Source organism: Paraburkholderia sp. HP33-1, assembly GCF_021390595.1.
Taxonomy (GTDB): Bacteria; Pseudomonadota; Gammaproteobacteria; order Burkholderiales; family Burkholderiaceae; genus Paraburkholderia.
Genome location: NZ_JAJEJR010000002.1, coordinates 380,982 through 394,488 on the forward strand (window position 1 = coordinate 380,982; position 13,507 = coordinate 394,488).

10 protein-coding genes and 2 pseudogenes are annotated in these 13,507 nt (G+C 59.3%); 7 read left to right on the top strand and 5 right to left on the bottom strand.

Annotated elements, in window-relative coordinates:
* Positions 1–102 precede the first annotated feature (102 nt).
* The 3 genes and pseudogenes from L0U81_RS17725 to gudD (L0U81_RS17735) all read left to right on the top strand — a co-directional run.
* Positions 103–2,376 (top strand): beta-glucosidase family protein, encoded by a 2,274-nt coding sequence (locus L0U81_RS17725; RefSeq protein WP_233804847.1) that lies wholly within the window; start codon positions 103–105, stop codon positions 2,374–2,376.
* Positions 2,377–2,493: 117 nt separating this feature from the next.
* The gene (locus tag L0U81_RS17730; protein ID WP_233804848.1) at positions 2,494–3,312 is read left to right on the top strand and encodes a peptidylprolyl isomerase; all 819 of its coding nucleotides are present in this window, start codon (positions 2,494–2,496) and stop codon (positions 3,310–3,312) included.
* A 155-nt stretch (positions 3,313–3,467) separates the two neighbouring features.
* Positions 3,468–3,617 (top strand): annotated as a pseudogene (gene gudD / locus L0U81_RS17735) (glucarate dehydratase); the annotation flags it as partial.
* 95 nt (positions 3,618–3,712) lie between these two features.
* Here the strand turns inward: gudD (L0U81_RS17735) and L0U81_RS17740 are convergent.
* Positions 3,713–4,075: a hypothetical protein gene (locus L0U81_RS17740; protein ID WP_233804849.1), complete on the bottom strand. Its 363-nt coding sequence runs from the start codon at positions 4,073–4,075 to the stop codon at positions 3,713–3,715.
* Between the two features lie 183 nt (positions 4,076–4,258).
* Between L0U81_RS17740 and L0U81_RS17745 the strand changes: the two genes are divergently transcribed.
* Together L0U81_RS17745 and gudD (L0U81_RS17750) are read left to right on the top strand one after the other, a co-directional pair.
* On the top strand, positions 4,259–6,646 hold the full coding sequence (locus L0U81_RS17745) for a glycosyl hydrolase family 28 protein (protein ID WP_233804850.1): 2,388 nt from the start codon (positions 4,259–4,261) through the stop codon (positions 6,644–6,646).
* A gap of 115 nt (positions 6,647–6,761) precedes the next feature.
* Positions 6,762–6,905, top strand: a pseudogene (gene gudD / locus L0U81_RS17750) (glucarate dehydratase); the annotation flags it as partial.
* A 212-nt stretch (positions 6,906–7,117) separates the two neighbouring features.
* Here gudD (L0U81_RS17750) and L0U81_RS17755 read toward each other — a convergent pair.
* From L0U81_RS17755 to L0U81_RS17770, 3 genes are all read right to left on the bottom strand, one after another.
* A complete protein-coding gene (locus tag L0U81_RS17755; RefSeq protein WP_233804851.1) occupies positions 7,118–7,384 on the bottom strand; it encodes a hypothetical protein in 267 nt (88 codons plus the stop codon).
* 242 nt (positions 7,385–7,626) lie between these two features.
* Complete coding sequence (locus L0U81_RS17760) at positions 7,627–8,766, bottom strand: patatin-like phospholipase family protein (RefSeq protein WP_233804852.1); 1,140 nt, start codon at positions 8,764–8,766, stop codon at positions 7,627–7,629.
* A 402-nt stretch (positions 8,767–9,168) separates the two neighbouring features.
* A complete protein-coding gene (locus L0U81_RS17770) occupies positions 9,169–10,677 on the bottom strand; it encodes an MFS transporter (protein ID WP_233807810.1) in 1,509 nt (502 codons plus the stop codon).
* A gap of 266 nt (positions 10,678–10,943) precedes the next feature.
* Between L0U81_RS17770 and L0U81_RS17775 the strand changes: the two genes are divergently transcribed.
* Complete coding sequence (locus tag L0U81_RS17775) at positions 10,944–12,104, top strand: porin (RefSeq protein ID WP_233804853.1); 1,161 nt, start codon at positions 10,944–10,946, stop codon at positions 12,102–12,104.
* Between the two features lie 211 nt (positions 12,105–12,315).
* Here the strand turns inward: L0U81_RS17775 and L0U81_RS17780 are convergent, their stop codons facing one another.
* Positions 12,316–12,708 (bottom strand): hypothetical protein, encoded by a 393-nt coding sequence (locus L0U81_RS17780; RefSeq protein ID WP_233804854.1) that lies wholly within the window; start codon positions 12,706–12,708, stop codon positions 12,316–12,318.
* Positions 12,709–12,722: 14 nt separating this feature from the next.
* Between L0U81_RS17780 and L0U81_RS17785 the strand changes: the two genes are divergently transcribed.
* Positions 12,723–13,430 carry a dienelactone hydrolase family protein gene (locus L0U81_RS17785; protein WP_233804855.1) on the top strand — a complete coding sequence of 236 codons (708 nt, stop codon included), beginning with the start codon at positions 12,723–12,725 and terminating at the stop codon, positions 13,428–13,430.
* The last annotated feature ends 77 nt before the right edge of the window (positions 13,431–13,507 follow it).

A 13,507-nucleotide genomic window follows, 5' to 3' on the forward strand; every position in this document is an offset into this window, starting at 1 on the left:
AGTATCGTGTTCATTCTGGCAGCGTGCGGTGGAAGCGATAGTCCCAACTCAGCGGCAACGGGTTCAACCCCAGCCACGACGCAGGCATCCGCGATGCCATGGATGAATACGTCACTGTCTCCCGAAGCACGCGCGGCACTGCTTGTCCCCGCAATGACGCTTGCCGATAAGGAAGAGCAATTAACCGGTTCAAATCCCGGCATCCTGCCTGAGTTGCCGCAGTGCTACGGTGCCCGGCACATTCTCGGGCTGTCGAAATACGCTATTCCGACGCTGCGGATTACCAATGGGCCCGTGGGTATCGGCCAGAACGACTGCGTTTCTACTTCCGTGACAGGCTACGCCGCCTATACGAATTCCAGTTCGGCCAAGGCGACCGCCCTGCCGTCAGCAATTGCAATGGCGGCCTCGTTCGATCCTACCGTAGCAACCCAGTTTGGCAACGTGGTCGGTGTCGAGGGAGGAAATCTGGCGCTGCACGTGTTCGAAGCGCCGGGTATGAACCTGGCAAGACTGCCCGTGGGTGGGCGCAACTTCGAGTACATGGGCGAGGATCCGTACCTCACCGGGACGATGGGTGTGGCCGAAATCCAGGCCGTGCAAGCCCGCGGCATGATCGCCATGGCCAAGCACCTGGTGGCGAATGAACAGGAAACGAATCGCATGACGATTCAGGAGAGCGTGGACGATCAAACGTTGCACGAGCTCTATATGCTGCCGTTCGAGATGGCGGTGAAATCAGGCAACGTCGGTGCCGTCATGTGTTCGTACAACTCGGTGAACGGCTTTTCGATGTGCGAGCAAAAACACATCCTCTCCGATGTTCTGCGCGGACAATGGGGCTTCAAAGGCTACGTGCAGTCGGACTTCTTCGCTGCTCATAGCACCGCGCCGACACTGCTTGCAGGCATGGACAACGAGATGCCGCTTCCGCAGAACTGGTCGCCGGCGAACCTGAATGCGGCTTTGGCCGCGGGGCAGATTCAGACCTCGGATATCGACAATGCGCTGCTGCGCCGATATACGCAGATGTTCCGCGCGGGTATCTTCGATCGGCCCATTGCGCAGACCGCTATTAACGCGACGGCTGACGGTACGGTCGCGAAGCAGATTGGCGAGCAGTCGGCCGTGCTGCTGCAGAACAACGGGACCTTGCCGCTGAAAAAGACGGTTGGAAACGTCCTCGTAGTCGGCAAGACAACCCAGGTCTACGCCCAGCAAGCTGTTGCTGGAGGCAGCTCGGTCGGCAACTCGATGGGTTCAGGCGGTGGTAGCTCCGACGTTGTCGCCTTGTACACCGTCACGCCGGTGCAGGGCATCAAGGACACGCTTGCCAACCTCGGTAATACCGGCGTTCAGGTCCATCTGGCTCTCGTGGACGATAACAATTCGACCGCCACGATTGACGGCGCGGCTGCGACCATTTCCGACGTCAAGACCGCGGCGACCGGTGCTGACGCCGTGATCTTCATGGCCGGTTCCATGTCGGAGGAAGGGGCCGACCAGGCGACCTTTACGGACTCGACGGGCCTGACGCTCGACACCGGCAAATTCCTCAATACGCTCGACTGGTATGCGCCGAAGTCGAACTCGATTACGACCTCGAGTACCGCGAAAAACAGCAACACGCTCGCGTTGCTGCAGACCATCGTCGCGGCCAATAGCAACACCGTGCTCGTTCTGAAGGACAGTGCCGCCGAAGCGCTGGATCCCTCGATCCTCACCGGCGGGACATCCGCCGCGAGCGCGATTCTCGAGACCTGGTTCCCTGGCGAGGAAGATGGGCACATCGTCGCGGATCTGCTGTGGGGTGTCGCGAATCCGTCCGGCAAGCTTCCTGTGACGTTCCCTCAGGTCGGCCAGGGGTTTATGGATTCGATTACGGCGTACCAATACCCAGGCGTGTCGATCAACGGAAGCCCGTCGGTTACCTACTCGGAAGCGCTCAATGTAGGCTATCGCTGGTATGACGCGATGGGTAAAACGCCGGCGTTCCCGTTCGGTTTTGGTCTTTCGTACACGACCTTCACGATTACCAACCCGACCGTCAGTACTGGAGCAAACGGCACTTATACGGTTAGCGCGGTCGTGAAAAACACGGGTTCTGTCGCGGGCGCCGAAGTTCCGCAGGTGTACATCGCGCTGCCGACCTCGGCGGGAGAACCGCCTAAGCGTCTGGTGGGATTCCAGAAGGTTAGTCTGAATGCAGGCGGAACGCAGACGGTGTCGATCACCATCGATCCCGCCGCGCCGAATCATCCGCTCAGTACCTGGAACAAAGATTCGCAGCAGTGGACGACCCCGACTGGTTCTTACTCGGTGTATATCGGCAACTCGTCACGCAGCCTGACTCTTGCGGGAACCATTACCCAATAAAGTCGTTTAGTTCGCCAGAGTCTGATCAGGTGTGATTCCTGATCAGACCTGGCGCGACACCTGTGCCTTTGGCGGTCGCTCGCTAAAGTGCTCGAACCAACGTAAGTGGTCCGCTCAATGACAGTACTATCACGATGGACGTTCGCACTTGTGCTCGGTGCAACGCTCTCCCTGGCGACGGGGGCGACAGAGAAACCTTTCGTCACGGTCAACGGCAAACCGGTTTCTCAGACAGACGCTGATTTGTATATCGGACAGGCGCATGCCCAAGGTTTTTCCGATTCCCCACAATTGACCGACCATGTCCGGGACGAACTGATTCGGCGCGAAGTCGTCTTCCAGCAGGCGCAGAAAGTTGGCTTCGACCGGAACCCGGAAGTCGCGGCACGTGCCGAGGCGGCCCGGCAAAAGATTCTCGTTCAGGCGCAGGCGACGTGGGAGATCGAGATCGTCAGAGCGTACATGCAGGACTTTCTGAAGAAGAACCCTGTGAGTGACGATCAATTGAAGGCGATGTACAACGACATGAAGTCGAAAGGCGGCAGCACTGAATACAAGGTCCGCCATATCCTCGTCAAAGATGAAGGTGAGGCAAAAGACATCATTGCGAAGCTCAACAAGGGGGCGTCGTTCAGCGACCTCGCGAAGGAATCAATCGATTCCGGTTCAAGATACAACGGCGGAGATCTGGGCTGGATCACGTCCAGCAAGGTGGTCAAACCGTTCGCCGACGCAGTCTCGCATTTGCACAAGGGCGAATATACCCAGGCTCCGGTTAAGACCGGATACGGCTTTCATGTCATCGAAGTGGATGACACGCGCCCGTTGCAGGTTCCGTCTTTCGAAGAAATGAAGCCGATGCTGTACCAGCAGGCACAAGCCGAACTCGTCGACAGAATGGTGAAGAACCTTAGAGCGAAAGCAACCATTCGGTAAGCGACCGAATCACGTCTGTCATCCTTGGGATGCGGCAAAGAGCCTGATGAGACGGCGTCAGGTCTCTTCGTCCAACCCATTTGCTCCCCGTTCTCTCATCCGGATCGGGGAGTGTTTTTATTCGCGTCGATTCGCGTTGATTCGAATACTCAACTCTTGCCCGTGGCAAGCACGACGTGCTCGCGTACGCGGAAGATCCGTGCGGCGCGGAGAACGGCTACTCGGGCCGCGAAGTGATGGCCTAGTTCCGCCGCGCGACCGGCCTGCCGACGGCGACCAACATGATCGCGACCGACTGGCGTCAAGCACTTTGTTCCTGCGTGCGCCGCTACCTATTAAAGCCCTTTGAATTTCGTAGCAGACCAGAAGCGAAGATTGAGCGCTAAACGGAAACATCGTATTAGCGCGTCTCCGGACCTGTAAAAAGGGTGGCGTGCGGTCCCCCTACGGTAAATGAGAATTGGCGGGTAGCGACCTGATACGCCTTGATGTTGGTGACAGGTTTGTTGTCGATCGTCACGGACATGTCTTGAATTCGGTCAGCCCAAAGCTCCGCATTTGCGTGCTGGCCTGCCGCCGTAGGTGCAGTGAAGGGGAGGCCGTCATCCGTACGATTTTGGATCATCAGGGACTGGACCGCGTGGAAGCCCAATGTCAGACGCTGCTCGTCGAGAACCAGCAGAAGATCAACGGTCTTCAGGCGCTGCTCTCCAAAGCCCACGTCGTGCCCGCGAAAACGTGTCAGCAGGAGATTCACGCTCATTGCGCCGCGTAAGTTAATAGATAGAAACACTTACTCTGAACAATTTGCATTCTTGTAACGAATTCATGTAATTTGTAAGACATCTCGTGATATGTCACCAAGATGTTTTAGCTGAAGCATTCTTGTAAGACCTATAGGCGCGGTTGTACAACACCAAAAGGTTTCAACTAGAAAGGAAAAGTAATGACTTTGACGTCCATGCGCCTGACAGCGCTTGTAAGCACAGTCGCTGTGCTTACAGCCGCTTGTGGTGGCAGTAATTCGAATTCGACGGCTGCCGCGCCTGCTGCAGCGTCAGCCCCGGCACCTGCAATCTACAAGGTAGGCGTCACGACAAGCGATGCAGATTTGCCTGCTGCTCCCCAGTTGCCGACTGCAGCACAGACTTGTGCTGGTGGTGACCTGTACGCCAGCAATTACCTCGTGCGTCAACCGGATGGTTCGTTGACCCCTGAAATGGACGATGGCAAGACTGCAGTGGCTGCAGCTTCGCTGGCTAGCGGTGTCAGCGAAACTGTTGCCGGGTACAACCCTGACCAGGCGCGTATTCAAGCTGCTCTCGACGCGTGCGGTGCATACGTAGACAGCAAGGTCGGGGCGGCAATTGCTACTCAAGACGCTTCGGACGCAGCAGCAGAGCCCGCAGTCTCGGCGTCGAATGCTGTTATCCCTGCTGGTTCGTCGGCTCAGACGTTGAATGCATCGCAGTTCCACGCAGACAAGTTCGCAGTCGTGTTGCACGCTTCGAACAACGGGGCAGGTAACTCGTTCATCACAGGCCCGCTCACGCTGCCGTCTGGCGTCACGCTCGTGATCGACACCGGGGTCACCATGTACGCTACGCGTGACGTGATGGCCTATATGCCTGGCTTGCCATACAAGAATGGCACGCTGGCAGCAGGCCTGCCGACAGCCCCTACTGTTGCTCAGCCTTCGGTTGGCAAGTACTGCGCGAACGTAGCAACGCCGTCGAATGTCGCGAACGCAAGCTCGTCGTCTAACATGTCGAGCGGTTCGTCGTCGAACTGTGCTGCGCTGATCAGCGGTGAATACCTCGTGAACTCGGCAGTTATGGGTGGCGGTAACATCGACAGCCGTGGTGCTTCGGAAATCGTTTCGACGGACGCTCTGTATCCGCTGATGCGCGCCGACTTGACGTGTACGAACACGTACTACTCGTACAACCTGGGTCAGCAAGCAACGAACGGCACCCCGTGTGATGACGGCGGCACGACTGTCGACCTGACGTCTGATGCTCGCCACATGTCGTGGTGGGATCTGGCATGGCTCGGCAACATGGTCGAAAACGGCGAGACTGGCGTTGGTTCGCAGTCTGTTTTCAAAATGATGGTGTTCTCGTATGTCAAGAACCTGACGGTTGCTGGCGTGACGATGAACAACAGCGCGAACTATCACCTCGTGCCGCAAGGTGTTGATGGTCTGACCGTCTGGGGTGCGAAGATTCAGACCCCGTCGCTTTCGGCAACGGCTAACCCAGCTGGTAACGGGAACCCGAACTACCTGGGTATGCTCCCGACTATCACGACGGCGAAGAACACCGATGGTATCGACCCTGCGTCGATGAGCAAGCCGGGTTTGAACAAGCTGATGATCGGTAGCGGTAAGAACAACTACTCGACTGCTGGCTCCGTGACGTTCGACGGCTACATGAAGAACACGGTTATCGCGTACAACTACCTCAGCGAAGGCGATGACAACGTGAGCCCGAAGGGTTCGAACAACCCTCTCACGTCGTTCACGTCGTTCAAGGATTCGAATAACAATCCTATCTACGGTACGTTCGACGGTGTTTCGACCGCAGCGACAGGCTATGGCATCGACGGTGACCGCAACAAGGCTACGGATCGTAAGTACGGTTTTGTGATCGCTCACAACCATATCTACTATGGTCATGGCGTCTCGATCGGCAGCGAAACGAATTCGAACGTGCGTAACATGCACGTCTATGACAACTCGTTTGACGGTGGTGAAACGGCTCTGCGTATCAAGTCGGACTGGGCGCGCGGTGGTCAAGTGAACAACATCGACTACCACGACATCTGTATCCGTAACGCTGGTACGGCTATCCTCGACACCCCGTACTACTCGACGAAGGCTCTTCCGAGTGCTGGTGCTGCTAACGGTGGCGCTAGTGGCAGTGTTGCTCCGCTGTATCCGAACTTCACCGCGATCACAATGACGGACATCAAGATCATGGGCTCGACGGCGCTGACGCTGCAGGGTTTCCAGGCGAACAACGGCTACACGTGGGCAGATGGCACGACGAACCCGCAGTTCCCGCTCGGTCTGACGCTGAACAACGTGCTGGCTGATTCGCCGAATACCATCGCGACGACCTCGTCGGACGCAAACATCGTAGCTAACAACACGAACCTCCCGATTTTCCAATCGACGGCTAATCGTGTGAACATCACGGGTACGACTACGAATGCAGTGCCTTCAACTTACACGGTCGATTGCTCGAATGCGTTTGTCGATTTCCCCGGGATTGGCACGTCGTCGCCTTCGGGTCAGACGTGGCCGGGCCAGACTGCAGCTGCAGCACAATAACGGAGTCGTTGGTGTAGAGATGATCGTCGGGTAACTGACGATTAAAAAAAGCCCTGACTAGATGAACTGCACCCCAAAAGTTGGACACCGATCCAACCTTTGGGGTGTTTTTCATGACGAATGGGGTCTCACGTGGGGTTCGCATTCGAACACCCACTTCGACATTTCGCTCGCGATGTTCACGCACGTCGCGGCCGCGGCGCCCGGCAAGATCACCGCGATCGACACGCACTGGATCTGGCAGGACGGTCAGTTTATTTGAGCCCCAAACGCTGCCTGACCAACCTATGCAACTCAGGGAGAGCTTTCCGGCGCACGAAGGATTCCGGGTCCTCTATATCGAGTTCGTGAAGAGTCTGATCGGGTCCCGCTACGGGGGCTGAAACCGGCACCCCAGATATGGGGTTCTGCGGCGGTATCCAGGTTCCTACCAATCTGCCTTTTTGGCTGATGACCGTGATTTTCGACATTTCAGAACCAGTCCTGGACATTCAAATTATGCGGAACGGGATTTGGACCGGGATTGGTGATCGTAATCGTGTAATTCAGACCGTTATTGGTCGCGATCACACCCTGATTGACGATCACGAGCACGTCGCTGCCGATCACATCGTCGATGATGTTTGGAGCTTGAACAACGACACCTCCGTCGAGCCCGCTGCCGATTGTCGTGGTCCAGGTGACCGTTTCCTCCGGCTCCAAAGTGAAAAGCCCGCCTACTGAACGATGTTGAGCCATGGTGTTGGGGCCTCCAATGCTCGCCTTGGGAACATGTGAAGATCATATTCCATTCCAGCGGTAATGGATGTCGAACGGCCGCTTCTGGCTGTACACGGTCCGATGCTGATCCGACGACGGGGACTATCGTTATCTCCCCGGCTGCATCCGGCAGAAGGCGACCCGAAGCGGTCTACCGACATATCCATATATCGACGGCTCCTTGCGCGGGCGGTCATTCAGGGTCCTTATCTGGGCAGGCGTCAAACTCGTCTTTTATCGGTTACGTCTACATCCGCGCTGTAGACGGTCAATCCTTCTATTGGGTCCATCGGTGCGTCCCATGGGTGTGCGGCAATGGCCCGCATTGCTGCTTCATAGCCCGCGCGCTGTCGGGAAGCAATGCCGGCTGGGGTGAAATCGATATCCTTCAACTGGTCGTCCCCGCCCAGGCGGGGTGCGGCAAGTTTGATCATACGCATGGTGGTCTGGCACCCCCAGGCGGCAAGCTCCTGGACTTCGGACGAGGCGCGCTCGGCTTCCGGCAAGCGCTTAACCAGTTCGCGGATCACATGGCGCAGACGGTGTATCTGCTGCTGACGCTCGATGTGACTGTCGGTGCGACTGGCGTACTGGATGTCCTTTTGCCGTTCCGAGATCTGCCATATGCTTTCGGGCTCTGGGCCGATCGGGTTCCACACCTGTACCGAGAAGATGACTGAACTCTTGCGGGGCTTGTCATCCAGCACCACCTCGACCGGGGTGTTGGAATAGACGCCGCCGTCCCAATACGGTTCTCCGTCAATCCGCACTGCCGGAAACGCGGGCGGCAGCGCGCCCGAGCTCATGATGTGCGAGACATTCAGCCGCTGGTCGCGCGAGTCGAAGTAGCGCATCGCGCCCGTGCAGGCGTGAACTGCGCCCACGGTCAGTCGCGGATGCCCGGCGTTGAGCAGATCGAAGTCGACCAGCGAACTAAGCGTATCGCGCAACGGCGCAATCAGGTAATACGACGCTCGATCCACGCCGAGCCGGGCGAGCGGCCCGAGCCAGGATGCCGGATTGGGCTGGAAGAATCCCTCGATGCCGCCGGCGATGATCATCCATTTTGCAAAGATTTTGTCCCAGCCTGGCAAGGCAGCGGGCACGTCCAGGCGGGTGCGGTCGGTCACCTGGTTCCAGAATTCCGCCAGCCGTCGATAACGGCGCTCCGGTGGATTCCCGGCGATCAAGGCTGCGTTGATCGCGCCAATGGAGGTGCCGATCACCCAATCCGGCTGTATGCCCGCTTCGTCCATCGCCTGGTAGACACCCAGCTGATACGCGCCCAATGCGCCACCACCCTGAAAGACGAGTACGACTTGCCCGGGCAACTCCATACGCGCTGGCTGGTTCACTCTCATCGATTGCCTCGCTGATCTTTTCGTTAGCGCGACCTAGGTAAGGCGCCCCACGCGCAGTTTCGCCGTTGGGGGCAGCGGTACGCGGGACGAGCGCGAATCGATTGCCAGGATGGCATCCTGTTTCCTTGGCGTTGCGTGACGGCGTGCGACGATGGAACCCGAATGCCATTAGCAAGTGTAGGCGATCACCGCACACTTACCTCCGTTTCATCTGGCGACTCTCGAGCGTTGAGCGCCGCCTGAAACTCAGTAACTATTGGAGTCCGAATTGCCAGCGATGTTCGCTAAAAAGGCAACTGAGCGCCGGGCCCTCAACGTCGCGTGGCCCGCTGGGAACACGAAGCTGTTCTGTCCGCAAGCGGCCTCCCCGCAAATCAGCGAAGAACTTTTTTATTCGAATGGTCAGCTCTTGCGAAACACCACATGCGAGATCCGCTGCACCAGCAGCGCGGCCGCCAGCGACGCCACCGCCGTCAGCCACACGCCGATATGAATCGACTGCACGAGCGCATCGCGCGCGCTGTCGATCAGCGCGAGCGTATTGAGCCCCGACGTCTTCATATCCGCGATCAGCTGCGTGCGCGACGCGTCGTCGATCAGGATGTGCAGATCGACGAAACGCGGCCGCCATTGCGATGCGGCCGGCTCGCCGAGCACGCTCATCGTGCGCGTGACGACGTTGCGATAGTGATGCTGCGCGACGGTCGCGACGATGCTGGTGCCGAGCATGCCGCCGACCATGCGCGTCGATTGCAATAGCGCGGTCGTGATGCCGAAACGCTCACGTCCGGCGATCTCCTGGCCGAACACGTTCAGATTGTTCAGGATGAAACCGAGGCCGATGCCGACCGCGCCCATCGGCAGCACGATGCGCAGGTGCGGCGTGTCCGGATTCGCGAACGCGAGCGCGATCGACGCGAACATCAGCAGGCCGAAACCGATCGTCAGAATGCGCGTCGGCTTCTTCATGTGAATCACGATGCGCGTGTTGAGCAGACTGCCGAGCGCGATACACGCGGCGATCGGCGTCGCGAGCAGGCCGGCCTGCTGCGGCGACAGGCCGAAGCCGCCTTGCAGCAGCAACGGCGCGAAGAAAATCAGCGAGAACATCACGAAGCCGGACAGCATGCCGAGCGTGAATAGCGTGACGAGCTGCGCGTCCTTGAACAGATCGAGCGGAAGGATCGGATGCGTCGCGCGCTTTTCGCAAATATAGAGCGCGACCGCGCCGGCGATCACGCACGCGCCGAGCACGAGGTTGCCCACCGTCAGACCGTTCTTCGGCACCGCTTCGATAAACGCCTGCAAGCCGCCGAGCACGCCCGCGACGAGCCCCGCGCCGAGCCAGTCGATCTTGACTTCGCCCTCGTGCGGCCGCCGGAAATTCGGCAGATGCATCCAGATGAAATAGAGCGCCGCCGCGCCGACCGGCAGATTGACGAGAAACGTCGAGCGCCAGCCGAGGTGCTCCGTCATCCAGCCGCCGAGCGACGGGCCGGCCGCCGTGCCGATGCCGTAGGCCGCGGCCAGCACCACCTGCCAACGCACGCGGGTGCGCGGGTCAGGGAACAGATCGGGAATCGACGCGAACGCGGTGCCGACCATCATGCCGCCGCCGATGCCTTGCAGCCCGCGCGCCATCGCGAGAAACAGCATGCTGTTGGCGAGGCCGCAGAACACCGACGCGACCGTGAACGTGATCACCGCGGCGATCACGAAGCGCTTGCGGCCGAAGTAGTCGCCGAGCCGCCCGAACACCGGCACCGTTACTACCGACGCGAGCAGATACGCGCTCGCGATCCACGCGAAATATTCGAAGCCGTGCAGCTCCGCGACGATCGACGGCAGCGCAGTGCTGACGACGGTCTGGTCGAGCGCGACCAGCATGTTGACGAGGCCGATGCCGAGCATCGCGTACAACGCGTGGCGAAACGGCAGGGCAGAAACGGCGGGACTAGCGGAGGCGGTGGAATTCACGGATCGGGCGGAAGGCGGTTCGGGTTGGACGCTGCACGGCGGCTCGCGGTCAGGATCATCGCGATTTTACGCAAGTTGTCTGACCTCTTGATGGATTATACGGGTTTTCCCTTAGTTAAAACTGTCCGTCGTGCAAAAAAAAACCGCATCGTTCACATGTGCGCCAGCGAACGGGACAGGCCGCACGGGCTGGCCCGAACGTGATAAGTTCGCTCGCGCAATATCCGATCGATGTGCCTGAGGAGGACCTCATCCTGCGTCACGCCCCGGTTTGCTCGCTCAACACAGTCCGCGAAGCCCTGACGATCCCGGTGTGCGCATGGGGAGCGGCGCTACTGCTCTACGCGCACGGCGCGGCCGCCGCCACCGACATCGATACCAGCACCGACGTCGCCAACGGAGTCAACAGCGGCTTCGTCTCGCTGTACGGCGTGATCGATACGAGCCTCGAAATCACCGACCCCGGTTCCGGCTGGACCCCGCGCATGGACTCCGGCGCGTATCGCGGCTCGCGCGTCGGACTGCATGGCGCGGAGCCGCTCGGCGGCGGCAACGCGATCGTGTTCACGCTCGAAAACGGCTTCAGCTCGACCGACGGCACCCAGCAGGTGCCCGGCTCGATCTTCAATCGGCAGGCATGGATCGGTGCGAGCGGCATTTGGGGTGAACTGCGCTTCGGCCGCCAGTACTCGCCGATCTATATTCCGTTCAAGGGCGATCTCGACGCGTTCGGCGCCGGCACGATAGCCTCGGGGCTCAACAACCTGTCGAAGATCACGCCTTATGCGAACAACGCGCTCGCGTATCTGTCGCCGCGCATCGCCGGCTTCAGCACGACGTTGATGATGGCGACGCGCGATCCGTCTGAGCACGATGGCAACGGCATCGACGGTTACTACTTGACCACGTCGTATCGGCTCGACGCATTGCGCCTGTCATACGCGCATCAGCAGACGCACGGGGCCGGTGCGCTGCGCGCGAATCTCGGCGGCGCGAATTACGCCTTCGGCAAGCTGCGCGTCTGGCTGTCCTTTTTCAACGGCGATGGCGGCACGCCGGTCTATCACGGCGCGGGCGGCTCGCTGTCGGCGCAGTACAGTTTTTCGACCAGCGCGCGCGCGTCGCTCGGCTATGCGCACGTGCGCGACTACACGACGCCGGCCGGCAGCGCGGACCAGTTCAGCGCCGCATTCGAATACAACATGTCGCCCACGCTGCTGCTGTACTTCAGCGCCGCGTATCTCGCGAATCACGACGACTCGAGCTTCACGCTGCGCGGCGTCAACGTCACCGGGCTACCGGTCGCCTATCCGGGCGCACCGGTTGCCGGCGTGCAATTCGGCGTGGTGGAGCGTTTCTAGCGCACATCGCAATACGCCATGGATTTAGCCGGACTAACCCACTAATTGGATAAAAGCGCTTACATGCGTGTGTTAAATCAGGTGGGTGCATGCCTATTTTATTGATATATGTCACGTACATTTTTTAATGCGCACCGTGAATTGTTAAATATCACGCGGTTCGAAATTACAAGGCGTCGCGAATAAAAAAAGGCCGACACAAAGTGTCGGCCTAAAGATTCTGGCATCCGAGGGTGATTGCCAGAACCTGAGAGACATGGGCCCGCAAAGCGGCGCCAATAGGGGGTTTCGGGTTGCCGCCGCGACGCATGGATCGATCTGCGCGCGCTTTAACGACGCTTTTCAACAGAAAATTGATGACCCGTTTCGCCGATAGCTCTTCGATCGGGATGTTGAACCAGAAAGCATGGCGCTGAGTATAACGTCGCAAAGCGATTTTGTGAAACCACTCGTCGACGAACGGAATAGTAAACTTTTCCGTAGGTTTATCCTCATATTGTTGGATTGAAATAACGCGCGGAATCAGCGGGAGCGCGCTTGCGGCGAGGCGACTGCGATAGAACAGAAGACGGGGCGGTGGCGCTATGCTAACGGTTTCGTCCACATGAGGAGCGACCGATGACACAGTACGCAGGTTCGATGATCACGTTCAACCGTCCCGACGGCAAGCAGCTACAGGGCTATCTCGCGAAGCCTGAAAAAACCGCGGGCGCGCCCGCGGTCGTCGTGATTCAGGAATGGTGGGGCTTGAATGACCAGATTCGCGGCGTCGCCGACCGCCTCGCGAAGGCCGGCTACTTCGCGCTCGTGCCCGATCTGTATCGCGGCAAGTCGACGGTTGAACAGGAAGAGGCAAACCATCTGATGAGCGGCCTCGACTTCGGCGACGCCGCGACGCAGGACGTGCGCGGCGCGGTCCAGTATCTGCAGCAGCACGCGGCGAAGGTCGGTGTGACCGGCTACTGCATGGGCGGCGCGCTGACGCTGCTCGCGCTGTGCAATGTGCCCGAAGCGGCGGCCGGCGTCGTCTGGTATGGCTGCCCGCCGCTCGACTATATCGACGCGTCGAAGATCAAGGTGCCGGTGATGGGTCACTGGGGTCTGCAGGACGAGTTCTTTGCCGCCGACACCGTCGACGCGCTCGAAAAGAAACTGACCGACGCGAAGGTCGAGATCGAGTTTCATCGCTATCTCGCGCGTCATGCGTTCGCGAACGAAGAGGCGGTCGGGCCGGGCCGCATTGCGGCGACGCAATACGATCCGGTCTGGGCGCAACAGGCGTGGGATCGTACGCTGACGTTCTTCGGCCGCACGCTGTGGAAGTGAGCTGGTGAATGGCGGAAGCGGACGGCTTGTCCGCTTCATGAGGGTGTCCGCCGTCGTGGCGCTTTCGTGACACGGCC